The 24,167-nt window shown below is 34.6% G+C and carries 23 protein-coding genes; 11 read left to right on the forward strand and 12 right to left on the reverse strand.

Features of this window, described 5'->3' with window-relative positions; all coding sequences use genetic code 11:
- Positions 1-154 precede the first annotated feature (154 nt).
- The 7 genes from TY11_RS08720 to cbpB form a co-directional block, all read right to left on the reverse strand.
- Entirely contained in the window at positions 155-820 is a 666-nt protein-coding gene (locus TY11_RS08720; RefSeq protein WP_042145111.1) for a potassium channel family protein, read from the reverse strand.
- 90 nt (positions 821-910) lie between these two features.
- Positions 911-2,737 carry an ABC transporter ATP-binding protein gene (locus TY11_RS08725; RefSeq protein WP_081755883.1) on the reverse strand — a complete coding sequence of 609 codons (1,827 nt, stop codon included), beginning with the start codon at positions 2,735-2,737 and terminating at the stop codon, positions 911-913.
- Between the two features lie 29 nt (positions 2,738-2,766).
- Positions 2,767-4,518, reverse strand: a complete 1,752-nt coding sequence (locus tag TY11_RS08730; protein WP_042145116.1) for an ABC transporter ATP-binding protein — start codon at positions 4,516-4,518, stop codon at positions 2,767-2,769.
- A 166-nt stretch (positions 4,519-4,684) separates the two neighbouring features.
- Positions 4,685-4,927: a YkuS family protein gene (locus tag TY11_RS08735; RefSeq protein ID WP_042145117.1), complete on the reverse strand. Its 243-nt coding sequence runs from the start codon at positions 4,925-4,927 to the stop codon at positions 4,685-4,687.
- Positions 4,928-4,995: 68 nt separating this feature from the next.
- Positions 4,996-6,126, reverse strand: coding sequence for an N-acetyldiaminopimelate deacetylase (locus TY11_RS08740; protein WP_042145119.1), 1,131 nt, complete (start codon positions 6,124-6,126; stop codon positions 4,996-4,998).
- 15 nt (positions 6,127-6,141) lie between these two features.
- Positions 6,142-6,858, reverse strand: a complete 717-nt coding sequence (gene dapD, locus TY11_RS08745) for a 2,3,4,5-tetrahydropyridine-2,6-dicarboxylate N-acetyltransferase (RefSeq protein ID WP_042145121.1) — start codon at positions 6,856-6,858, stop codon at positions 6,142-6,144.
- 273 nt (positions 6,859-7,131) lie between these two features.
- Positions 7,132-7,587 carry a cyclic-di-AMP-binding protein CbpB gene (gene cbpB, locus TY11_RS08750; RefSeq protein ID WP_042145124.1) on the reverse strand — a complete coding sequence of 152 codons (456 nt, stop codon included), beginning with the start codon at positions 7,585-7,587 and terminating at the stop codon, positions 7,132-7,134.
- 359 nt (positions 7,588-7,946) lie between these two features.
- On the opposite strand from cbpB, the gene TY11_RS08755 reads away from it, so the two are divergent.
- The gene (locus tag TY11_RS08755) at positions 7,947-8,843 is read left to right on the forward strand and encodes a cation diffusion facilitator family transporter (RefSeq protein WP_042145126.1); all 897 of its coding nucleotides are present in this window, start codon (positions 7,947-7,949) and stop codon (positions 8,841-8,843) included.
- 92 nt (positions 8,844-8,935) lie between these two features.
- On the opposite strand, the gene fadH is transcribed toward TY11_RS08755, so the two are convergent.
- Positions 8,936-9,703, reverse strand: a complete 768-nt coding sequence (gene fadH / locus TY11_RS08760; RefSeq protein ID WP_042145128.1) for a 2,4-dienoyl-CoA reductase — start codon at positions 9,701-9,703, stop codon at positions 8,936-8,938.
- Positions 9,704-9,852: 149 nt separating this feature from the next.
- Here fadH and TY11_RS08765 point away from each other — a divergent pair, with 149 nt between their 5' ends.
- The 4 genes from TY11_RS08765 to TY11_RS08780 all read left to right on the forward strand — a co-directional run bounded on the left by TY11_RS08765 (position 9,853) and on the right by TY11_RS08780 (position 12,957).
- Positions 9,853-10,704 carry a metallophosphoesterase gene (locus tag TY11_RS08765; RefSeq protein ID WP_042145130.1) on the forward strand — a complete coding sequence of 284 codons (852 nt, stop codon included), beginning with the start codon at positions 9,853-9,855 and terminating at the stop codon, positions 10,702-10,704.
- A 66-nt stretch (positions 10,705-10,770) separates the two neighbouring features.
- On the forward strand, positions 10,771-11,016 hold the full coding sequence (locus TY11_RS08770; protein WP_042145132.1) for a hypothetical protein: 246 nt from the start codon (positions 10,771-10,773) through the stop codon (positions 11,014-11,016).
- Positions 11,017-11,234: 218 nt separating this feature from the next.
- Positions 11,235-11,819, forward strand: coding sequence for an SCO family protein (locus TY11_RS08775; protein ID WP_042145134.1), 585 nt, complete (start codon positions 11,235-11,237; stop codon positions 11,817-11,819).
- 664 nt (positions 11,820-12,483) lie between these two features.
- Complete coding sequence (locus tag TY11_RS08780; RefSeq protein WP_042145136.1) at positions 12,484-12,957, forward strand: YkyB family protein; 474 nt, start codon at positions 12,484-12,486, stop codon at positions 12,955-12,957.
- Between the two features lie 40 nt (positions 12,958-12,997).
- Here the strand turns inward: TY11_RS08780 and TY11_RS08785 are convergent, their stop codons facing one another.
- Positions 12,998-13,351, reverse strand: a complete 354-nt coding sequence (locus TY11_RS08785) for a hypothetical protein (RefSeq protein WP_042145138.1) — start codon at positions 13,349-13,351, stop codon at positions 12,998-13,000.
- A gap of 147 nt (positions 13,352-13,498) precedes the next feature.
- Between TY11_RS08785 and TY11_RS08790 the strand changes: the two genes are divergently transcribed.
- Both TY11_RS08790 and TY11_RS08795 read left to right on the forward strand, forming a co-directional pair.
- On the forward strand, positions 13,499-14,404 hold the full coding sequence (locus TY11_RS08790; RefSeq protein WP_052345780.1) for a DMT family transporter: 906 nt from the start codon (positions 13,499-13,501) through the stop codon (positions 14,402-14,404).
- A gap of 18 nt (positions 14,405-14,422) precedes the next feature.
- Positions 14,423-15,574 carry an aminotransferase A gene (locus TY11_RS08795; protein ID WP_042145142.1) on the forward strand — a complete coding sequence of 384 codons (1,152 nt, stop codon included), beginning with the start codon at positions 14,423-14,425 and terminating at the stop codon, positions 15,572-15,574.
- 64 nt (positions 15,575-15,638) lie between these two features.
- Here the strand turns inward: TY11_RS08795 and TY11_RS08800 are convergent, their stop codons facing one another.
- On the reverse strand, positions 15,639-15,836 hold the full coding sequence (locus TY11_RS08800) for an aspartyl-phosphate phosphatase Spo0E family protein (protein WP_042145144.1): 198 nt from the start codon (positions 15,834-15,836) through the stop codon (positions 15,639-15,641).
- A gap of 184 nt (positions 15,837-16,020) precedes the next feature.
- Between TY11_RS08800 and lepB the strand changes: the two genes are divergently transcribed.
- The 3 genes from lepB (at position 16,021) to TY11_RS08815 (ending at position 19,373) form a co-directional block, all read left to right on the forward strand.
- Entirely contained in the window at positions 16,021-16,554 is a 534-nt protein-coding gene (gene lepB / locus TY11_RS08805) for a signal peptidase I (protein ID WP_042145146.1), read from the forward strand.
- 494 nt (positions 16,555-17,048) lie between these two features.
- Positions 17,049-18,209, forward strand: coding sequence for a hypothetical protein (locus TY11_RS08810; protein WP_042145287.1), 1,161 nt, complete (start codon positions 17,049-17,051; stop codon positions 18,207-18,209).
- 21 nt (positions 18,210-18,230) lie between these two features.
- Positions 18,231-19,373 (forward strand): S1C family serine protease, encoded by a 1,143-nt coding sequence (locus TY11_RS08815; RefSeq protein WP_042145148.1) that lies wholly within the window; start codon positions 18,231-18,233, stop codon positions 19,371-19,373.
- A 91-nt stretch (positions 19,374-19,464) separates the two neighbouring features.
- Here TY11_RS08815 and TY11_RS08820 read toward each other — a convergent pair whose 3' ends face one another.
- Both TY11_RS08820 and TY11_RS08825 read right to left on the reverse strand, forming a co-directional pair.
- Entirely contained in the window at positions 19,465-21,414 is a 1,950-nt protein-coding gene (locus TY11_RS08820; protein WP_052345781.1) for a sensor domain-containing protein, read from the reverse strand.
- A 28-nt stretch (positions 21,415-21,442) separates the two neighbouring features.
- The gene (locus TY11_RS08825; protein WP_042145150.1) at positions 21,443-22,807 is read right to left on the reverse strand and encodes a TrkH family potassium uptake protein; all 1,365 of its coding nucleotides are present in this window, start codon (positions 22,805-22,807) and stop codon (positions 21,443-21,445) included.
- 245 nt (positions 22,808-23,052) lie between these two features.
- Here TY11_RS08825 and TY11_RS08830 point away from each other — a divergent pair, with 245 nt between their 5' ends.
- Entirely contained in the window at positions 23,053-24,156 is a 1,104-nt protein-coding gene (locus TY11_RS08830) for a CdaR family transcriptional regulator (protein WP_052345782.1), read from the forward strand.
- Positions 24,157-24,167 lie beyond the last annotated feature (11 nt).

Consider the following 24,167-nt stretch of genomic DNA (forward strand, 5'->3'; position numbering starts at 1 on the left):
AACGCCCTTTGCTTTTACTACCAAGCAAAGGGACGCATCTACTCGCGAAAATCATCGCAGCTTTTGTTACTGCGGTGTCACCCTTGCCTATCATCTTGCAAGACAAGGCTTTCGATGGAAGAGTAACCACAGAAACATTTTCTGCTAATTTTCATTACTCATCTATCACCAATTGTCTTTCAAATCTAGCGATGTCTTTATCTGCTCCTACGACTACTAGGATGTCATCTTTAGTTAGTATGTCATCCGGTGTTGGTGAGACGTTTATGTTGGTTCCTTGCTTTATTGCTACTACGGTACATCCGTATTTTGCACGGATATCTAGTCCAATAATTGACTTACCTACCATCTTCTTTCCTGCTTTGACTTCAACAATACTATGATCATCTGAAAGCTCTAGATAATCAACAATATTATTAGAAATAATACTATGTGCTATTCTTCGACCCATATCTCTTTCTGGGTGTACCACTTGATGTGCACCAATCTTATGTAAAATCTTTGCGTGATAATCATTCTGGGCTTTTACTGTTATTCGCTTTACACCTAATTCAACAAGAACAACTGTTGTTAGGATACTTGCTTGAATATTGTCTCCAATTGCAACAATTACATGATCTATATTTTTAATTCCTAATTCCTTTAGTGTCGTTTCATCTGTTGAATCTGCTATTACAGCATGAGAGGCGATATGTTTATATTGATTAACTTTTTCTTCATCACGATCAATCGCTAATACTTCCATACCTTCTCTATTTAATTCCTGACAAATGCTTCCTCCGAATCGACCTAAACCAATTACCGCAAACTCTTTTCTCACAGTAGTTCCTCCCTGACATAACGTGATAATTAATACTTTACCAATTGAAAGAAAAAGAAGCAATTCCTTTAGGATTTGCTTCTTCATCTTTTATATTGCATCAAGCATTTGGAACTGTGAACGTACTAATTCATAATATTCACCTTTGGATTCCATTAACTCATCGTGGCTGCCATTTTCTAATATCTTTCCATGTTCTAAAACATAAATATTATCTGCTTCTCTAATAGTAGAAAGCCTGTGTGCAATTATGATAGAAGTTCTTCCTTTCAGTAGTCTGCGAAGGGCTCCCTGAATTTTTAATTCAGTTTCTGTATCAATACTTGCTGTTGCTTCATCCAAAATAATAATACTTGGATTAGCAAGTAGCGCTCGAGCAAAGGATAATAATTGTCTTTCTCCTGCAGAAAGAATATTACCTCTTTCCTCTACTTCTGTTTGATAGCCTTTCGCTAAACGCGAGATGAAGTCATCTGCCCCTACTGTTTTAGCCGCTTCGATTACCTCTTCATCACTAGCATCTGGACGACCGAAGCGAATATTTTCCATGATAGTACCTGAAAAGATAAAGGTATCCTGAAGTACTACACTGATATGTTGGCGTAAACTCTTTAGTGATGTTTCACGTAAATTTTGACCATCAATTTTTACTTGACCTTGTGTTGGATCATAGAAACGACTAATTAAGTTTGCAATTGTTGATTTACCACTTCCAGTATGACCAACAAGAGCAATTGTTTGGCCCGACTTCATTTCAAGTGATATCTCATGTAGAGCAATTCGATCTTGGTCATAGGAGAATTGAACTTTATCAAACTCAATATGTCCTTTCATTTCTTTAAATTCATAAGGATTTTCAACTTCATCAACATTTGGCTTCTCATCTAAGTATTCAAAAATACGTTCAGATGATGCCATGGCTACTAATAACTGATTATACATTTGACCAAGACGTGAAATTGGATCCCAGAACATCCCAAGGAAGAAGGCAAATGCAATAAATGTACCTAGTTCAATTCCACCGTTTGATGGGCCTAATATAATTAAATGGGCTCCGTAAGCAATAAGTATTACCGTACCAACAGCATTGCTCATTTCTACAAATGGGCGGAACATAGCGCTCTTTTTCGTAGCATTAATCCAAGCATTATAGTTATCTGTATTTAATCCATCAAAGAACTCTGTATTTTCTTTTTCCTGAGTAAAGGATTGGGTAATACGTATACCTTGAATACTCTCATTTAAATGTGAATTCATTCGAGATTGTTGAATTCGGACCTCTTGCCAAGTACGTCTGATCTTCCTTCTAAGAACCGTCGAAATATAGAACATTAATGGCAAAATTACCAATACTGCGATTGCTAATTTCGGACTTAAGGTAAATAATATCGTAACGATACCAATTAATGTCGCAATATCCATTAGAAGGTTGATGATACCGTTTGAGAATAAATCCTGTAGCGAGTTCGTATCATTCATAATTCTTACTAGGATAGATCCAGCTGATCTCGAATCAAAGAAGTTATTCGATAATCCTTGTACATGGGTAAATAAGTGTTGCCGTAAATCATAGATAACATTCTGCCCAAGTAGGTTAACCCATTTAATTCGTAAATAATTGGCAATATAGCTTATTAAATATAGAACTCCTATTATTATTACAAGGTTAATTAATAATGTTGTATCTTCATTTTTGATTGCAGTGTCAAAAGCAGCTTTACCAATCAAAAGAGGTATTGCTAATCTAATTGCAGTAGATACGACCATAGCGAGTATTGCACCTAGTAAATACGTTCTTGTATATGGCTTTAAATAGACAATTAAACGCCATATTTGTTTCCAGTTAAAGGGTTTCTCAATTGCCTGGTCGACCGAATAATAAAATCGTTTTAAATGTCGTTTTTCTTTTAACTTCATATCTTTGGTAGCCAACTACGTCCCCCCCTTTAATTCACGGAATTCATGATTGCATCATGGTCTTGATATTGAATGTCATAAATTCGTTTATATGCTCCATTCTCTTTACGAAGCAATTCATCGTGTGTTCCACGTTCTACTACTTTTCCATTCTCTAATACTAGTATTTCATCTGCATGCTTTAAAGAAGAGATTCGATGGGCAATAATAAATGATGTTCTGCCTTTCATTACTTCCTTTAAAGCTTTTTGTATCTGGAATTCAGTTTCCATATCTACTGCACTTGTAGCATCATCTAATACTAGAATACTAGGGTCGACACATATTGCTCGAGCAATCGCGATACGTTGTTTTTGACCACCTGAAAGCCCCATACCTCTTTCACCTAGTAAAGTATCATATCCTTTTGGCATTTCCATGATAAAATCATGTGCTTGAGCTCGTTTTGCTGCTTCAATAATTTGTTCATCTGTAGCATCCGGATTACCATAAGCAATATTCTCCCGGATAGAGGTGGAGAATAAGAACGATTCCTGTAATACAAAACCAATATGATTCCTTAACGTCTTTAAATCATATTCTTTAACAGGCCTGCCATCTACTAACACCTCGCCACTTTCCGGCTCATAAAAACGTGTAATTAATTGAGTAACACTTGTTTTACCTGATCCAGTAGAGCCAATCAAACCAATAGTTTTACCTGGAGGTGCATCAAAACTAATATTCTTCAAAGCAGAGTCATCATCTTTTGTATAGGTCAATGTTACATCCTTAAAAGTCACATGGCCTTCAATATGGTCTTTTACAGCGTTTTCTTTTACGATAATATCTTCATGTTCTTCTAGGATTTCTCTTAGTCGTTCCCCAGATGCTTTAGCCTGAGAGAACATATTAATAACATAACCAACGTTCATTAGAGGTCCCATAATGTACCAAACTAAACTGAAGAAAGCCATTAGCTCTCCTAACGCAAGATTTCCAGCTATAACTAGATAACCGCCAAAAGCGAGTAATGCTACCGCACAAACATTACCAATGAACTCCATCAATGGAAAGAACTTTGCCCAAAGTTCAGAGGTGCTAATGTAATTTTTACGATAGTCATCATTAGAATTAGAAAATCTTCCTATTTCGAAATCCTCTCGCGATAAAGATTTTACAGTTTGCATTCCACTAATATTTTCTTGTACTCTCGTATTTAGCTTACCAAATGATTTACGAATTCCTCGGAATGCTGGATGTGCAACCTTTTCAAATCTCATTACAACAATAATCAAAAACGGCATAGCTGCCATTGTGACCAGCGTTAACGGAACAGAATAATAAAACATTACACTTAAACTAATACCAATTAATAAAATAATACGAATTAATTCAGCAAATCCAAATGACAGGAAAAAGCGGAACCCTTCCACATCTGAAGTGAGACGAGACATGATATCCCCTGTTTTTGCGTTATCATAATATTTAAAAGATAGAATTTGGAGCTTTTTATACAGAGCGTCTCGTAATTTATAAACCGTGACAACCCCAAAACGCTCTCCTAAAAACTGATGATAAAAAGTGGCAATCCCTTTAATTAACATCAAAACAAAAAATACAGTAGCTATCCATGGTATTAATTCATACTTCTCTTTCGCAACTACTTCATCAATTGTTATCTGTAAGATTATTGGATAGACAACTGTTATGACCGTTACAAAGAACAAGAAGAAAAGCGACCAGAAAAAGTACTTTCGATACGGCCAATAAAATTCTTTAAGCTTCCTAAATGTATCCACCCTATTTTTCCTCCCCCAATGTTGAAATTTCTATAACACGTAATTACTAATATAACGGTTACCGAAATAAATTACCATAACTTTTACTTAATTTTTTAAAAATATTTTTTATTTTTATTAGACTAAATTTAAAGAGGCTTCTCCAAATTGAGAAGCCTCTTTATCATTAACTTAATTTCTCGTTAACCATTTGTGCAATTTCTTCAGCATTTTGACCACTTGCACTGATAACAGGACCCGCAATACTTGTGTCTGTCATACCCATGACGTCCTTATCCAGTCCGGAAATCACACAACAATCACAGTGAGCAGTATCAGCTTCTGATTTCAATTCAATGACCTCATGCCCCATTGCCATTAATGCTTCTTTTACATCTGTAAGGGACCCTTCTACCCCGATTCTTGCCATTTTCTTCACTCCTCTAAGTATACAAATTTACATGTATAGTTTGACCGAAAGTAAAGAAGATATGCGACCTAGGCAACATTATTAGATAATGTTTGTAAAACCTTAACTACTGCAAGGACCCCGACAGTTAATGCCTCTTCTTTTGGATTGATTTTAGCGTGGTGTAATCCATAATCAGAGTCTACTCCAAGCCAAAACATAAATCCAGGTATCTCATGTAACATAAAACCAAAATCTTCGCCAGTCATCGCTTCTTTTGCTTCTACATAACGAATTGGCGTTGAATGCATTGCTTGTTTAAATAGACTAATATAATTGGATTCATTGAATACCTGGTAATAGTTTGAGCCATAATCCAAATTAATTTCGCAATCATAACTCACTTCAAATCCACGAGCTATTGCTTCTAATTTATTCTTAACCGTATTAATTACGGATGGATTTAAGGTACGTATTGTTCCTTCTAGTCTAGCTGTTTCAGCAATTGCATTTTGAACATTACCACTCGTCATTTTTCCAATCGTAACTACTGCACTATCAAGCGGATTCAAAGCTCGTGATACTATTGATTGAATCTGTGAAATAAAACTTCCTGCTGCTACTGTCATGTCTTTTGTCAAATGAGGATAGGCAGCATGACCACCTTTCCCTTTAAAATCGATAAAGAGTTCACTTGTATTAGCGAATAGTAAACCTGGCTTACTGGCAACTGTTCCAACCGGATATTCTGGTGCAATATGCAACGCAAAAATACAGTCTGGTTTCCACATTTTAAAAGTTTGTGACTGTAGCATTGGTAGAGCACCACCTGGTCCTTCTTCTGCAGGCTGAAAAACGAATACGACATTATCCTGTATTGGATTGTCTATGATAGATTTTAATGCTCCTAAAGCAATAGTCATATGAAAATCATGACCACAGGCATGCATATTTTCAATATGTTTGGAGGAATAATCAAATCCTGTGTTCTCTTTAATAGGAAGTCCATCAATATCAGCTCTATATCCAATGGTTTGTTTAGGGTTTGTACCGGGAACCTTGACAAGGATTCCTGTTCTCCAAGTTCGAATTTCAACTTGTTCTGTTGATATCTCCTTTATTATCTGCAAGAGATATTCTTGTGTTTTAAATTCCTTAAATCCCAGTTCCGGAATTTGATGTAAAGATCGACGAATTTGTTTAAGTTTCTCAAACTCCATACTCCTCACCCAACTTTAATTATCTAATTTACGAAGCTCTTGCTTAATTTCCGTTTTTGCTTTCGTTCTCTCATCAATATCTTTAAGGACTTTTGCTGGTGTTCCAGCAACTAACGTATTTGGCGCAACGTCTTTCGTAACTACAGCACCAGCCGCTACAACTGCACCTTTTCCAATCGTTACACCTTCCAATACAACGACATTCGCACCGATTACTACATCATCTTCGACAACAACTGGCTTTGCAGATGGTGGCTCAATAACCCCAGCTAACACGGTTCCCGCACCAATATGACAGTTCTTCCCTACAGTTGCACGACCACCTAACACTGCATTCATGTCAATCATCGTACCTTCGCCAATCACTGCACCTATATTAATCATAGCCCCCATCATGATTACCACACCATCACCGATTTCTACTTGGTCCCGAATTACAGCACCAGGCTCAATTCTTGCATTAATATTTTTTAAATCTAATAATGGAATAGCTGAATTTCTTCGGTCATTTTCAACCACATAATCTGTAATGACAGTTTTATTGTCTTCGAGAAAATTAGAAATTTCTTTCCATTCTCCAAATAAGACACCACTATTTTGTTCTACAAATGATTGAATATTTCCAAATGGTAAGGTATGTAATTTTTCTCCTTTTATATAAACTTTAACAGGTGTACTTTTCGTGCTATTGGATATAAAATCAATAATTTCATTGGCGTCCATCATTTTCATGGTGCAGCTACCTCCTAATTTTTATAATTTTCACTTTAACATGGTGATTGCATTTGGGCAATGAAAAACTTAAACTCCTTTAGTTTATTTAATCTGGACCTAGATCAGATTAAATAAACCCAGTAACACGTTAAGTGAATACTCCTGAAACCTGTTTAAAAACAGTTATCTTTTCCCTTTTCCTCATTTATTGATGAAATCATTGGGTAATATTTTTTTAACTTATACTCCATGCAAAAAAATCCTTTGCATAATCTGCAAAGGATTTTCTCTTTAGCTTGTTGGTTTATTTTTTCCAGAATAGATATCTTTTCTTATTTCTTTTAGAATTGCCCTTCTTGTGAGAATACCATCAAAATACCCTTCCTCATCCACTACACAAACAAATGGATAATTTATTAATGCTTTTAGGCCATCTACTAACGTATCTTCTTTAAGTAATTTTGGTATTTCTGTTACCATTACATCTTTAACTTGTAATTCGGATAAACGATCAATTTCGAATCGTTCTAGTCCTAATATTTCATTTAGTATTTTAGTTTTCCCAACTGTACCTTCTAATTTGTACGTTGAATCTAATACTGGCACTGCTGAATAACCTGATTTAACTAAAACTAAAAGGGCATGCTCCAAAGGGTTATTCACTTGAACATGAGCAACTTTCTCAGATGGAATCATCATATCCGCAATTGTTAGTGATGTCAGTTCCCTATCTTGTAATAAACTCATAATACCCGCTCCTTTTTACAAAACTTACTCAGGTACAAATCCAGATGAAGGGGGTTACACTTTTTAGTTATTTTAAGGATTTCAAATTAACTATAATTAGTGTATCATACTTTTACCAATTTTAGCATGTACGACATAGCGCATAATAATTGAAATTAAAATAATAAAAGAGGTTACAAATATCTCGAATGAATTAGAAATGCAGGGATCAACTAATCCCCATCAACTAAGATATTTAAAAAGCTAAGACTAGTTAAAAACCGCCATAAGAAAAACATGTATTTTTACTCAAAAGATGATTATCATGTAATGAAGAACAAACAATTGACCATTCAAAACATACGACTGGAGGGTAATAAATGGGGAATCACTACCATAACCATCACCATACCACAAATAAACGTGTTCTTCTAATCAGTTTTATAGCTATTTTTACGTTTATGATTGTAGAGGCAATTGGTGGATTTCTAACGAATAGTTTGGCTCTGGTCTCTGATGCAGGTCATATGCTAAGTGATGCTGCTGCTTTAGGCTTAAGTCTAGTTGCTTTTAAAATTGGAGAACGTAAGGCTACTAAGGAGAAAACATATGGCTATAAACGATTTGAAGTTATAGCGGCATTTTTAAATGGTGTTACGTTAATCATTATTTCTCTTTATATATTCTATGAAGCGATAACTCGTTTTGTTGAACCCCAAAAGGTGGACTCTAGTATGATTTTTATCGCTACCCTTGGACTTTTTGTAAATATTGGTGTCGCGTTTCTATTGATGAAAGGTGATTCAAAGGATAATTTAAATATTAGAAGTGCTCTATTACATGTTATTGGCGATTTATTAGGTTCAGTTGGAGCTATCGTTGCCGGTCTCTTAATCATAGCCTTCGGGTGGTATATGGCTGACCCCATTGCTAGTATCATTGTCGCAATCCTTATCATTATCTCTGGATTTCGGGTAACCAGAGATTCTCTTCATGTGTTAATGGAGGGGAAGCCGAATAACATTCAACCTAATGATATCCTTAAAGAACTGATAAAAATAGAAGGCGTAGTCAATGTTTATGACCTGAATATTTGGTCTATTACGTCAGTATTACCAATGTTAAGCTGCCATATAGTCGTTGAGGAGGATATTGATCGAGATGAATTGATTACTAAAGGCAATGAAATATTAAAGAATTCATTCAACATCAATCACTGTACCCTTCAAATTGAAGGTAAAAACATTTCATCACATACATGTATTCATTGTAATTGAATAAAATGGCTTGGACATAACTTTACTGTATATAGAAAGTAACCCAAAACTTAAGTATGTCCCAGCCTTTTCCTTATGATTTCTTATAAACCTTAGAACGGAAATTTATTTAACCATTGGCCACCATCCATTGTTATAACTTCCCCATTTATGTAAGCTGCTTTATCTGATAATAGGAAAAATGCTAATTCAGCTATTTCTTCTGGTTTACCAAGTCTACCAAGCGGTACAGATTCTAGCGTTCTCTTTGCCGCTTCTTCAGACAGAAATAACTTCTCAGCCCCACCTGTCCTTTCTATTGGTCCTGGTGCAATAGCATTTACCCGAATTCCATACTTTGTACCCCATTCTACAGCAAGTGTTCTTGTCATATTTAAGACACCAGCCTTAGCTGCCGATGAGTGAATAACTCCGGCTCCAGCATTCCATGCATATGTTGCTACCATGTTAAGGATGGATCCTTGAATATTCTCCTTAATCCAATACCGTCCGACTTCACTTGAACAGTAAAATGTACCATTAAGAACAATATCAATAACAGAATTCCAACCATTTACCGATAAATCTTCAGCAAAACAAATAAAGTTTCCGGCAGCGTTATTTACTAAATGATCGATTCTACCAAAACGATTCACCGTTTCGGAAACCATTCGCTCAACATCTTCAGGCTTTCGTACATCCATGGGTATAATATGGAGCTCGCCCTTTGCTGTTTCAGCTAATTCATTCTTTACAGCTACAAGTTTATCTTCTGTCCTACCCGTTAAAACTACATTTATTCCTTCATCTGCAAATTTTTTTGCCATATATTTTCCCATACCACTAGAACTACCGGTTACAATAACCGTTTCATTTCCCATAAAAATATTCCTCCTATCGCCAATATACATTCATACTATTTCTATTTATTAAAAAAGTCAAAAATCACGATATTTTATGCCCTATCATACTTTACTATAAAGGTATGTATGCTATAATTTATTAACATTAAGGTTCAAGAAGGTGACATATGAATAGAAGATCATTCTTGAAAAAATTAATAGGCGGTACCATTACCTTACTTGGGCTAACAGGCAGTACATATTATTATGCTAGAAATGTTGAACCTGGATTGCTAACAATCAAAACCGAATCTATTGTATCGAAAAAAATTCCGGCATCGTTTAATGACTTTAAAATAGTTCAGTTTTCGGATACGCATATTGGATTTCAATATACGCTAGAACAATTCCAAGATTTAATAAATCAAATTAATGGATTAAATCCAGATATTATTGTTTTCACTGGCGATTTAGTAGATGAACCAAATAAATATGATTGGAGTCCAAAACTAACACAACTATTAAACAACCTCTATGCAAAGAAGGGAAAGTATTGGATCTACGGAAACCATGATCATGGCGGTTATGGAACGGAGATTGTTCAGGAGGTTATGGAAAAGGCCCATTTCAACCTACTAAAAAATAGTCATCAAGTAATTGAAATAGATGTAGATCGTATCATTTTGGCAGGTATTGATGACGTAATTCTCGGTTCTCCTAATTTACCTAAAGCACTACAACATACTAGTCCAGATTTATTTACTATACTCCTTTCTCATGAACCAGACTTTGCCGATATTACAAAGCAACACCATGTAGATGTCCAACTATCAGGGCACAGCCATGGCGGTCAGGTACGACTACCGTTTCTGGGACATTTATATACCCCTATTTATGCGGAAAAATATGTAGAGGGTAAATATACATTTGAAACTAGTAATTTAAATTTATTTGTTAGCCGAGGTATAGGAACTACTAGACTACCCTATCGCTTTTTCTGTAAACCCGAAATAACAGTATTCACCTTAAAAAAAGCATAACCATGCTCCCAAATCCATCACGCCCGCATATATTGGTAATAAGTTGATGTAGAAAGGGAGAGTTTAATGGATTATCAACAAGTTCAAGGATTTTACAATTTTTATAATCAAACTGATGAAAGAATTTTGCCGATTGTCCCATTTTTGACTGGATTGGTAGCTGGCCCACTTTTATATAACGCATTCAATCCATACTATGGATATCCCGTACCCTATCCTTCTCCTTATCCAGTGCCTGTGCCATATGGATATGGATATAATTATGGTTATGGGACTGCTTATAATCAAGGCTATGGAAAAGGATATTACTAGACTGAGGAAGCCGGTATAGGCTTCCTCTTTTGGTGAGAAGGTCTTTCCCTTCTTGGAACCTACAACTTAGGATGCTTTTCATAAGTTGTAACAGATTATCCATAGTTTTGACAGATATTAAATGATAAGATAGGTTAGAAAAGAACTCATACATGTGGAGACGGGAAAGTTAAGGATTCTTTCCATCTCCTAATGAAATTACATAACGGAGGACACTTATGAAAAAACAAATTCTTTTTATAATGATAACTGGAGTTATACTATTACTTTCTGCATGTGGTCCAAAATATGAAGGTGATTATTCTTACCCCGTAGATGATTTTACTTTCACCAATCAAAATGGAGAACAAGTAAGTAAAAGTGACTTTGATGGAAAAATATGGATTGCTGACTTTATTTATACAACATGCGAAACAGAATGCCCACAAATGACTTATTCAAAACAAAAAATAGATCGCGCTTTAAAAGATGAAGGAATCGAAGATGTAGAATTTGTATCCTTCAGTATTGATCCAGAAGATGATACCCCAGAGGTGTTAAAAGAATATGGCGAAGTACGAGGAATTGATTTTGATAAAGACAATTGGACATTCTTGACCGGCTACGATTTTGACACAATAAAAGAGTTTGCTGTGAAATCCTTTAAAGTACCAGTAGAGAAAACTAAAGAAGATATCTTTATGCATGGTGTACAGTTATCTATTGTTAGCCCAGAAGGAAACGCAATTAAATACTATAATGGATTGACACTTAACGATGAACAAATAAAAGAAATGGTTGCTTTCATAGAAGACATGCAATAGTGATTGGCACAAAATAGTATTAGTCAAAATGAAAGAGAAATCCGAACTATAATCAGAATTCTTCCGTTAGAATTTGTATAAGTTCGGATTTTTTCATGTCTTCTTTTTATGAATTTTGATATACATTAGATAGAAAATTCTTGGTAACTAGTCCAATTCCCCTATAGTTAGTGAGTATAGTGGTACGATACCGCTCCGGCAGAATACTCCGCTTTCACTTCCAGTACAGGGGCGAGCACGGCCTTAGCCTCCTCGAGGAAAGACCATTTCTGTGGGGTCTTCGGCCACGTGCTGTTCCCGCAGGAGTCTACGTATTCTGCCTGCGCTAGTTTAGTTTTCTACTTATAGATAGTTGTTAAATTATTCACTCTGTTCTAGCGAAGGAAATACACGGAGACTCCTGCGGGAGGATAGGCATAGGTGAGACCCCACAGTGCGATAGCACGAGGAGGCTCACCAGTCAAAGCGGAGTGTATTTCCAGAGCGGGTTAGATGCTGTGACAGTAATCTTAAGTGCCGCACATTTTCTATCAATTATGTATGAAATGGTCATTAACAAAATTGTACATATACACTCACTAGTGGACATTTATTATAAATAACATTTGAAAGTGGACAAGCTTTAAGATACTATTAATACAAACCAATGAAAGGAGGTATAACGATGACAAATAACAATACCATTTCACTGCCTGACTTAGCAAGAGCTATCTATACGGTAAACCGACATGCAAAAACCGCACCAGAACCACAACATTTGTACTTTATTAAAAAAGAAACAATTAAACGATTATTAAAAGAAAAGCATGCAAAAAAAATTGGGTTGCACTTCTCCGAGCATCCAAAATTAAGTAACCAGCATTCTACCCTCTTAGTTCAGGTGGATGATTATTATTTTCATATCCCTCCAACAAAGGAAGACTTCCAAAATCTTAAACATTTAGGAAAACTTGATCGAGATTTTCGCAATCCCCAAACGAAAATGTCATTATCTCAAGCAAAGAAAATAATCTATCAATATATTGATTGGAAACCAGCAAGTAAGAAACCTAATAAAACTCGACAATATTCATCTTCTTATTTCACACCATCGTCACTCGGGAAAATGGAATGGCCTCCAAGAAAAACGTTTCGATAATAAATGTCTCAGTAAGGGTAAATACCTAACTGAGACATTTTTATGCCTTCTTTCTCATAAGAAATACGGTTTTAATTAGATGTACTACACATAATAATAGGCCAAATAACGCTAAAGCTTGTAGGGTAACTTTGAATAACTGATACGTTAATAACTCTATTTCTCCAATCAAAAGAACTACTATGAAAAAAATAACAATAAACGAAAGCCCACTTAGTAAGTAATTTAATAGCCTTTCAGATTTTATTGACATTAAGATAAATGTAACAGGACGAATCATAAAATAGCATCCAACTATCCCTAAAAATATTACTATTGTAAAAAAGACCTCCTTTGGTATTCCTAATGACTGTAAATGTGATAGTTTAATCCAATCAACGAAACCTTGTTCCATATAATTTCCACCCTTCGCTACTTATCCATCATTCTAAACTGATTTACGGAAATCTATACGACTAGTATCTGCTTATTACTTATTTTTCTTTATATTTGCTATAATTTGCTATAATTATCTTAAGGCTCTAGAGAGGTGGTAATGTATTTGAACAAAGCAGTATTCTTAATCATGCTCGGTGCTGCATTATGGGGTACAATTGGTTGGTTTGTAAAAAATTTATATACATATGGATTTACACCGATGGAAGTTGTTACGTTAAGAGCAACCTCTACTGCTATCTTATTAATTATCTATTTAGTCATTAAATCACCAAAAACGTTGTATTTGAAATCGGTGAAAGATCTAAAATACTTCATTGGAACAGGGATATTTAGTATTATATTTTTCAATTATTGTATGTTTACTGCAATCGAATTATCAACAATACCGGTCGCAACCGCTTTACTATATACTGGTCCAGCATTTGTCTCTATATTTTCCTATTTCTTGTTTAAGGAAGCATTTACGAAACAGAAACTTTTTGCATTATCAGGGACCCTACTAGGAACGTGCTTTGTTGTAGGACTTCTTCCTCTAAATCTAAATTCAGTATCCATGGAAAGCATTCTCTTTGGACTTGGTTCTGGGGTTGGTTATGCTTTATATAGTATCTTTAGTAAATTTGCTTTAAAAAAGTATTCTAGCTTGAGTATTACGACATTTACATTTATTATTGCTTCTGTTTCACTTATTCCTTTTTTCCCATTTCATGAGAAAATACAACTATTAATTGATCCAGAAGTTCTTTTTTACGCCTTTGGACTTGGTCTTTTCCCAACGGCAATTGCTTATATCGTATATACATATGGTCTAAATAAAACGGAGGCATCCAAAGCCTCCATTTTGACAACTATTGAACCAGTAGTAGCTACTCTGATTGGAATTTTTATATTTCAAGAAACGTTTACTTTTGTACAAATGATAGGAATGTCACTTATAATTGGAGCAGTTATTTTCATGCAAATAAAGCGTAAAAAAGAAATGCCAACAGAAAGCAAGTTAATTATCTAGCATCCTGGAGGAAAGATTATGGAAAAATTACTAAACCAACATGTAAATAAAATTGAAATATCTGGCATACGAAAATTCTTTAACATGGTTTCCGATGAAAAAAATGTGGTATCCCTTACGATAGGTCAACCAGATTTCCATACACCTGACCACATCAAACAAGCAACAATGGATGCATTATTAGCAAATCAAACAACCTATACCAATAATGCTGGTATTATCGAGCTAAGAAAAGCAATCGCAAATTTATATGGAACCAATTATAATGTAAGTTTCCATCCTGAAGATGAAATTATCGTTACAACAGGAGCATCCCAAGGAATTGATATTGTTTTTCGTACGATATTAAACCCTGGGGATGAGGTTATCCTGCCAGCACCAATATATCCAGGCTACGAACCACTTATCAAGCTTGCTGGTTCAAATCCTGTCCATGTTGATACAACAAAACATGAGTTTAAGTTGACAAAGGAGTTACTGGAGAATGCCATTACATCAAAAACAAAATGTGTTGTTCTCCCCTACCCTTCCAATCCAACTGGTGCGTCTTTTACAGAATCTGAACTAAAAGAGCTTGTTGCTGTATTAAAGGATAAAAAAATATTCATACTAGCAGATGAAATCTATAGTGAATTAGTATACGATATGAAACATGTTAGTATTTCTAGCTTTTCGGAAGTACAAGACCGTACGATCGTTGTAAACGGGCTATCTAAATCACATTCTATGACAGGATTTAGAATTGGTTATGTCCTTGCACCAAGATGGATAGCAGGACACATGCTAAAAGTTCATCAGTACAGTGTATCCTGTGCATCATCTATAAGTCAATACGCAGCCCTTGAAGCTTTGACAAATGGATTAGATGACCCCATTAAAATGAAAGAGGTTTATCAAGTTCGAAGAGACTATGTGTATAATAGGCTGATTAAAATGGGACTTTCCGTAAATAGTCCTAATGGAGCATTTTATCTTTTCCCAAAATTTCCTACTTCTGAGATGTCTTCTTTTGTATTAGGGTTAGACTTGGTGAGGAAAGCGAAAGTCGCACTAGTACCAGGTGGAAGTTTTTCCGTTTTTGGGGAAGGATATATGAGGTTATCTTATGCCTACAATCAAGCAACATTAGAAAAGGGACTTGATCGATTAGAGAATTATCTATTAAAGTAACTTGAATAAATTGAGCAATAGACGGGATATATTGGATATATCCCCCCTACTCGCTATACGATAGTTATTTTTGATTTAACTTTTCTCTATTTTGAGTATCACTCTTATTTTTTTTAAATTGTTCATACATATTTAATAAACGATCTAATTCTTGGCTAAGTGCTATGGATTCTAAACTAGTAATTCCTTGTTTCAATGCTACAGTACTCATTGTATTTCTCAGTGTCTCTATCTCTTTTAGGAGCTTGTCAGTATCGTACATAAATAAATTACAATACCTCCTTTACTATTTCTATTACTTTAGCATACGTCATAATTTTGAACAACTAGGATGACATTTTTTATTGTTTTTACCTTTCAAAATCATTTTTTACACTTAATTTCCCTTATTCTTGCTATAATAACTATATATAGAACACATCAATGAACTTTTTACGAAGAAAGGAATGTCTTCTTTGGCCGAAGCGAAACAAAAAAACGAATGGGTAGAATGGGGTAAGGCGATTGTTATTGCCATCATTCTAGCATTTTTATTACGAACTTTTATATTCGCAACTTCCATTGTTGAGGGCGACAGTATGGACCCCACTCTTCAAGATGGAGAACGTGTTATATTTAATAAATTTGTATACATGATTGACGAACCTGAGAGAGGAGATATTGTGATTATCCATCGGCCAGAAAAAAATTACGTAAAACGTGTAATAGGCCTACCCGGTGAGACGATTGAGATAAGAAATCATAAACTCTATATAAATAACGAGCTTCATGATCAAACATTTTTAACTGAGGATGCAAAAAATCATACGGGCAGTTTTGGTCCGATTACCATCCCAGAAGGAAGATACTTTGTCATGGGTGATAACCGGTCCATTAGTAAAGATTCTAGAAATGGCTTAGGCTTCATTATGGATGATGAAATTATAGGTAAGTCTGAATTTGTATTTTATCCATTTAGTGAAATAGCCAAAACGAGATAAAAAGTAGGGCTAGTTATATATAAGGTTGTCTTTTGGATTTCCATCCATAAAGACAACCTATTTTAATACTTCTACTCTTGTTTTACTTATTTCTCATTATCCCAAATTAGACTTCCTATGAAATAGATAAGGATGACAAAACAAAGAATACCAAATACTGTTTCCATTCCCATGATGCGACACCTCCTAAACCTATTATATGTATAATTTCACTATTTTTAGAAAACTAGGTATTCATATGACTTTGGGGAGAATACCATAGTCATGCAGGCAAGAAAGATTATAAACTTTCCTATCTGCGAAAAATACCATTGACCTTTTATATCATACCATATCTCACCCCTAAATAAAGAGAAATATGTTAAGATATAAGTAAAATTATTGACGAATAAGATCGAACAGATAAAAAGCGGAAGCACCAGTTAGACGGGTGCTACTTGAAGGATTAATCCTTTATATTTTCCTAAACATAATTAATGGAAGTTGGTGATTATTTGTTACACTGTCCATATTGTGGTTCTATTGTTAAGGAGGAGGAAACTTTCTGTGTACTTTGTGGAGAGAAGCTTCCTAATGATATCCATTTACGTTCTGCAAAAAAGAAAAGATTTAATAAATATTGGTTTATTCCTCTTGTAACGTTATTTGTTGTTTTACTTGCAATTAACCTTTTTAATAGCTTCTTACAAAACCAGACCAGTCAGGCAAAGAAATACTATGAACTTGGTGAAAAAAGCTTGGAAAAGGAGGATTATCAATCTGCAAAGGACTATTTTTTAGAAGCAGTTGATGAGAAACCTAATTTTATTCAGGGTCAAGCCGCTCTAGAGTTCATCCAAAAAACATTTGCTATAGATGAGATACTTAAAGAAGCAAATAAGGAGTTAGAAAATAGTAATTTTCAATCTGCACTCACCCTAATTAGTGATGCGGAATCTTCATTAAAGAACTTTGATGGTGTTGCAGCAACTGCACTAGTAGACAAAATTGTTTCTCACCGTAATATCATAAAAATTGAACAGTTAAGAAGCTTGCTTGGTGAGAATCCATCGATTGATGAATTAAAAGTATTACTCTGGGAAGCTGATTCTATTAAAAATCCTGAAGCTATCCAAATAACAGAAAACATCCGTAATCAAATAATTGATTTCACATATACCAAAGCAAGTGAACAACTCTCTAAAAAACAATTTAGTGATGCACAATTAATTGTGGAAGATGGAATTAAATATGCACCAAACTCAGAAAAACTACACAGTCTACAGACGACGATTGAAAAAGAAAAAGTATCATTTGAAATCACCCAACAACAGCGAATTCAACAAGCGATTGATACAGCTGCTGAAGAACGCGAAATGAATGAAACGGATGCAATTGAAGTGGATACTGTTAAGCTTGAAAATGATGACCAAGGTAATTTGGTTGTAAAAGGTGAGGTTAAGAGTATTGCTACCATTCCAATCAGCTCTATCTTAGTAGAGTATTCATTACTTACGAATGATACGGAATTTCTATCCAATGAGGTTTATGTATTCCCAGATACTTTATATCCTAAGGAAAGTGGAAAATTTGAATTTACGCATTACGATATAGATCAAGACGTTCAAAATATTGATATTAAAGTCAAAAAGATTACCTGGTATACCAATTATTAAGTAATCTGACGGAGTGAAGCTATGATAAAAATGAAAAGAAAATTACCAATTGTTGTTTCCATCATCCTAATTATTCTTAGTATTGCATATTCAATCTATCTATATTATGAATGGCAATCCACGAATTTAGTAGTTAACAACCCTATGATTAAAAAAATACAATCTGAAAATGATACGATAAACTTAAAATCAATTGTTCATGAAGCCGAAAAAAATGTTGTTCAAATTGAAGCGCAGAGTAATAATCAGTCTCTTACAGGATCAGGTTTTCTTTATAATGAAAAAGGCGATATTATAACCAATGCACACGTCATTCAAGATGCCGACACCATTTACGTTAGAACAGCTAATGCACGCGTTTACCCTGCCGCTGTAATAGGGATTGGTGATAACACTGATATTGCGGTCCTTCGCGTACCACAGCTTGCTGGTGAAACCGGATTAGCAATCGACTCGGATACATTAGCAGAAATTGGTGACGAGGTAATTGCCTTAGGAAGTCCACATGGTTTTCAAAATACAGTTACCCTCGGTATAATCTCAGGAACTGAACGTAATTTTACTGTAGACGGGTATGATTATAATAATGCATATCAAATCTCTGCTCTCATAACACATGGTAATAGTGGTGGCCCACTAATAAATCGTACTACCGGTGAAGTCATTGGTATTAACTCAGTAGGAACAGAGGATGGTACAATAGGATTCAGTATTCCCATCATCGATGTGATTACGGAGATTGAAAATTGGTCAAATGAGGCACAAAATAGTCAACTAACATTTACAAACACAGAAGATTTATTGAATACAATTGACACTACACAATTTAAACAAGATGCTGAATATGTAATGGAATATTTCTTAGATAGCATCATTATCCGAGATTACGTTGCTGCATACTCATTATTAGGGGATTCTATTCAAACACAAACCTCATACCCCTCCTTCCGTGAAGGGTATATTCAGATTGTAGATGTTGAATATAACCATCAAACGACTACTATTGTTGACAACAACCATGCATCTATAAAGGTAGATGTTACGTTAATTAAAAATCAACCGAATGAAGAAGAACAAATAAATGAAAACATAACGTATGAATTCATGGTTGGCTTTGAAAACGATCAACTAAAGATTATTAGTATTGAATATAAAAAGGAATAAACTCAGCACAGGGGACAGACCCCCAACATGGCAATTAGCTTATAGCTCAAATTACCATGTTGGGGGTCTGTCCCCTTTAGATCTATCTACCCTATGCCAAGAAATTAGTCAGCAGCTTAGCTGGCAATGGTTTACTAAAATAGTACCCTTGCATCTCATCACATCTTTCATTAGCTAGAAAGTTTAACTGTTCCGCAGTCTCAACGCCTTCCGCAATAACTTTCATATTTAAAGAGTGTGACATGTGAATAATTGATCTTACAATCGCTTGATTTTCCTTTTGGCTTTCATTTAGAAACATTTTATCAATCTTCAACTTTGTAATCGGAAAGACACTTAGATACTTAAATGAAGAGTATCCAGTTCCAAAATCATCAATTGAAACTAGCACACCTAATTCACGTAACTGATGTAAAGTCTCTAAAATCTCTTCCTCATTTGACATTGCCATGCTTTCTGTTATCTCAAGCTCAAGATAATTCGGATGTAGATCGGTCTCGTCAAGTACTTGCTTTACCTTCTCTACTAAATTGGGCTGATAAAACTGTTTTGCAGATAAATTAACACTTACTGTCAATGGCTTAAGGCCTTTATCCTGCCATTCTTTATTCTGTCTGCAGGCTTCTGACAACACCCAGTCACCTATATCAATTATAAGCCCTGTTTTTTCTGCCAATGGAATGAACACTGTAGGACTAATCTCTCCTTTATCAGGATGATTCCAACGTAATAAAGCTTCTAGTCCAACAACCTCATCTTTTATTAAATTCTTTTGTGGTTGATAATGAAGCTCAAATTGGTTTTCTCTAAGCGCTTTTCTAAGCTCTGCTTCCATCGTTAACATTGACTTAAAGTTTTCTGAAATGGATGATTCAAATAAATTATAATAATTTCTATGTTTTCCTTTAATTACGTACATCGCAGAGTCTGCATGTTTAATAAGATCTGAATTTGTTTTACCATGATTAGGATATAAGCTTATCCCAATACTTAGTGTAGTATATATTTCATATTCACGAATCTTGATTGGTATTTCAAATTCAGCAATTATTTCTTTCGCTAGCCTTTTAGAATCTTCCTTTGTAGTATTACGTTGTAAAATTAAGAATTCATCCCCACTCATTCTAGCAATAAAGGTGTCCATTTGTTGGAACGTTTTTAAACGCCCAGCGCATGCACGTAGTAACTCATCCCCAAAAGAATATCCTAATGTATCATTTATTTCTTTAAAATAGTCTATATCCAAGAAAAAAACAGCAAGTTGTTCATTAGATTCTTTCGCTTGATAAATCGCTTCTTTTAAAACCTTATTAAAAAAATTTCGGTTTGGCAAGTCCGTCAAATCATCATAATAAGCCATATACTCGATTTTATTCTCTGTTTCAATTCGTTCGGTAACATCTTTTACACTTGCAGCCCTAATAATCTTACCATATTTGTAATATGGATATTCAAACATCTCAATATAAAAAAGGGTCCCATCCTTTCGAACACCTTTAAGTTCAAGTACACCATTAAATGCAAGATGTTCAAAATCAGCCAATTTTTTATAGCTTTTAGGATCAATTAATTGCTCCATTGATTTTCCTTTTAATTCTTCCTTGGAGTAGCCAAACATCGTAGCAAATGTTTCATCACAATCGATTATGTCTGTTTTACCGTATAGAATAATTCCCTCAACTGAACTATTCGAAATTTGATTAATAAACCGTTTAATTTCATCCGCTCTATTCCGAATAGAAAGCTCATTTATGATTAAACAATACAAGTCTTCTTTCACTACTAGCGATTTAACTTCTAATAACTTTCCTTTTTCTTTCTTAATTTCCATCAACAGATGGGAAGTTGGAGATTCCAATAATAAGTGAAAATCTAAGTAATCAACGATCGAATTGTCCTCTGAATAATCGAGATTTAATATAGAAAGGGCTTTATCACTTCCCTCAAGAATGGTTCCACCTTTGTCAACAAACAATATAGCTTCGTTTAAGAAAGATAATAACTGATTATTCATTGGTAACAGTAAGTGTTCTTGATTCATAAAGGATTCTCCTCGCTTGTTATCTATTTTATCCAATACTAATACGTTCTTTTGGATAGTGATAATCCCCTGTTCTCTTTGTTTTCTTGAACATAAATAGGAATGTAATGATTCCTACTCTACCGATAAACATTAATATCATGAGAATTATTTTTGTGAAAGTTGATAACTCAGCTGTAATACCTAAGGACAGTCCAACGGTTCCAAATGCTGACGTAACCTCAAACATTATTTCAGTGATGGAAAATGGTTCATAGGTAGTAATAAACAGGACTGAAACAAACACCATTAACATAGCCATCAATGTAACTGTTACGGCCTTCATAAGATCTTCTTCATGAACTTCCCTTCGGAAAATTCGTATACTACTACCACCACGTGCGTATGTAATTATAAAAATAACCGCTAAAGCAAATGTAGTTGTTCTGATTCCTCCCCCTGCACTACTAGGTGATGCACCAATAAACATCAAGAAAGACATCCACAAATGATTGGACTCCGTCAACAAACTTACATCCATTGTAGAGAGCCCACCACTCCTAGTGGTCACAGATTGAAAAAGTGAATAGAATACACTTTCATGCCAGCTCTTCCCTACAAAGAAATTACGCATATCTAATAAGTAAATAACAATACTTCCAACAACAATTAAGATTCCAAAGGTCAAAGTCGTTACCTTAGTGAATAAACTAAAATGCATGGACCTTTGACTATTCCTCTTTGAAAATAAAAAGCTTTTAATTTCAATTAATACCGGAAAACCTATGGCTCCAAAAATAATCAACAACATATTTATAAACTGAATAAAATAGTCATCTTTATATGGAATAAGTGAATTCCCGGTTATATCAAAACCTCCATTTGTAACAGCGCTAATTGTACCAAAAAAACCATGAAAAAACGCCTCAGAAGGTGCCTGATAATACTTTAGAAAATATGTACCCAAGATGATAAATGCAATAAATTCTACCGTTAATAAAACAATGAAAATCTGCTTAATCAAACGTACCATGCCTTCAAAATTCGTTTGATTTTGATCTGTCATAATTAATTGCCGTTCCTTTAGCCCAATCTTTTTACCGATTAACAGCCAAATAAACGTACCAATTGCCATAACACCAACTGCGCCAAGCTGAAGAATAAATGCAAGAATAAAAATCCCTGTAGTACTCAATGTTTCTGAAATGGTTATGGTGCTTAGCCCAGTCACACTTAATGCACTAACGGCAGTAAAGACTATATCTATAAATGCTACCTCTACCCCATCCTGATACGCAACAGGTAAACTTAATAATGCCGTTGAAAAAATAGCAGCTAATAAATAAAAAAATAAAATAATTCTAACTGGCGATAATTTGTTTATCCAGCGTAAAAATGACTTTGGTAAGATCATGAGTATTCATACTCCTTGATATTTCCTGTATTTTCAGGAAATCTCCTATTTTATTATAGCATGTTTCTTTTTTATTTCCTCTACTATCGACAAATTGTCTAATACTCATTAAACAACCACACATAGGAAGTCGTGATTTTGTCGACCAACCACTAATTCTAGGTTAAACTTAAGTATAATATTCAAAGATTATAAATCAAAATAATGGATTTGGAAAGACTTGTAGAGAAATTTGGAGGATAAAAATGGAACTAACATCTAAATTAGGCCAGAAGATCATCAACGAGACTAAAAAACTAATTAATGAAGATATCATAATCCTAAATGAGAGAGCTATTATTATCGCCAGTACGGATTCTTCCCGAATAGGAGACTTTCATGAAGGAGCTTTTCTCACTATTCAAAACAACTCCACTACAATCTTATCGGAAAAACATGTCCAAAAGTTGGAGGGAATCCGCCCTGGTGTGAATTTACCTATCACAATTAAAAACAATGTAATAGGTGTTATCGGAATTACTGGTGACCCAGATAAAATTATCCCATTTGCTTCGGTAATGAAAAAAATGACCGAACTATTGATTCGTGAAAATATCTATGTACAGGAAACAGAATGGCATGCTAGAGCTGTAGAGGCATATTTCTTTGATTGGATTCAAATGGAAGAACTGACCAAGGAATTTATTAATAGAGGTAATATACTCGGAGTGGATATACCTCCCCCCTTTAGATGCACGATTATTGACATTAAACAAGAGTTACCCAACAACCAGATAAAGGAAATTCTAAGCCTTCTTCGTTTAAAAATTGAATGTATTGCCATTCGCTGGGGGAATAATCGCATATTACTTTTAACGGAAGAAAAGCACTATGAATTACACCAGTTAAAATCGCAATTACACTCCTTGCAAAGCTATGTGTCTGCTACGTTAGGCATCAAGATATTATCTATTGGGATTGGAACTAGATCAGATTCATTTTTCCTAAAGGAATCCTACCAAAGAGCAATTAAAGCACAATCAATTGGTAAACAAGGCGCTATTACTGCCTATGATGATTTATTATTAGAAATTTGTTTTGATGAAATTGGTATAGAAGTCAAAGAGGTTTTTGTTAATAGAGTATTTTCTAGCTTATTAAATGAGGAACCTCTATTTCAGACCTTGAAAGTACTCTTAAGAAATAATATGAATCTAAAACATACAGCCAAAGAACTCCACATTCATATAAATACGTTACATTACCGATTAAGTCGTATCGAACAATTAACAGGATATAACCCTAAAAACACATATTCTATTACCCTTTTTTATATGGGACTACACTTTTTGGATAAAAATCTAAAATAAGAGGTAAATTC

Origin of the sequence: Paucisalibacillus algeriensis (assembly GCF_000577245.1) — a bacterium.
GTDB lineage: Bacteria > Bacillota > Bacilli > Bacillales > Amphibacillaceae > Ornithinibacillus.

Excerpts from the sequence above, each read along its gene's own strand:
- TY11_RS08740 (WP_042145119.1), bottom strand. The coding sequence starts at position 6,126 with ATGGAGTTTGAGAAACTTAAACAAATTCGTCGATCTTTACATCAAATT.
- fadH (WP_042145128.1), bottom strand. The coding sequence starts at position 9,703 with ATGGGAAATGAAACGGTTATTGTAACCGGTAGTTCTAGTGGTATGGGA.
- TY11_RS08770 (WP_042145132.1), top strand. The coding sequence starts at position 10,771 with ATGGATTATCAACAAGTTCAAGGATTTTACAATTTTTATAATCAAACT.
- TY11_RS08755 (WP_042145126.1), top strand. The coding sequence starts at position 7,947 with ATGGGGAATCACTACCATAACCATCACCATACCACAAATAAACGTGTT.
- TY11_RS08800 (WP_042145144.1), bottom strand. The coding sequence starts at position 15,836 with ATGTACGATACTGACAAGCTCCTAAAAGAGATAGAGACACTGAGAAAT.
- TY11_RS08825 (WP_042145150.1), bottom strand. The coding sequence starts at position 22,807 with ATGATCTTACCAAAGTCATTTTTACGCTGGATAAACAAATTATCGCCA.
- TY11_RS08725 (WP_081755883.1), bottom strand. The coding sequence starts at position 2,737 with ATGAAGTTAAAAGAAAAACGACATTTAAAACGATTTTATTATTCGGTC.
- TY11_RS08815 (WP_042145148.1), top strand. The coding sequence starts at position 18,231 with ATGATAAAAATGAAAAGAAAATTACCAATTGTTGTTTCCATCATCCTA.
- TY11_RS08830 (WP_052345782.1), top strand. The coding sequence starts at position 23,053 with ATGGAACTAACATCTAAATTAGGCCAGAAGATCATCAACGAGACTAAA.
- TY11_RS08780 (WP_042145136.1), top strand. The coding sequence starts at position 12,484 with ATGACAAATAACAATACCATTTCACTGCCTGACTTAGCAAGAGCTATC.
- TY11_RS08795 (WP_042145142.1), top strand. The coding sequence starts at position 14,423 with ATGGAAAAATTACTAAACCAACATGTAAATAAAATTGAAATATCTGGC.
- TY11_RS08785 (WP_042145138.1), bottom strand. The coding sequence starts at position 13,351 with ATGGAACAAGGTTTCGTTGATTGGATTAAACTATCACATTTACAGTCA.
- dapD (WP_042145121.1), bottom strand. The coding sequence starts at position 6,858 with ATGAAAATGATGGACGCCAATGAAATTATTGATTTTATATCCAATAGC.
- TY11_RS08765 (WP_042145130.1), top strand. The coding sequence starts at position 9,853 with ATGAATAGAAGATCATTCTTGAAAAAATTAATAGGCGGTACCATTACC.
- cbpB (WP_042145124.1), bottom strand. The coding sequence starts at position 7,587 with ATGAGTTTATTACAAGATAGGGAACTGACATCACTAACAATTGCGGAT.
- TY11_RS08820 (WP_052345781.1), bottom strand. The coding sequence starts at position 21,414 with ATGAATCAAGAACACTTACTGTTACCAATGAATAATCAGTTATTATCT.
- TY11_RS08775 (WP_042145134.1), top strand. The coding sequence starts at position 11,235 with ATGAAAAAACAAATTCTTTTTATAATGATAACTGGAGTTATACTATTA.
- lepB (WP_042145146.1), top strand. The coding sequence starts at position 16,021 with ATGTCTTCTTTGGCCGAAGCGAAACAAAAAAACGAATGGGTAGAATGG.
- TY11_RS08735 (WP_042145117.1), bottom strand. The coding sequence starts at position 4,927 with ATGGCAAGAATCGGGGTAGAAGGGTCCCTTACAGATGTAAAAGAAGCA.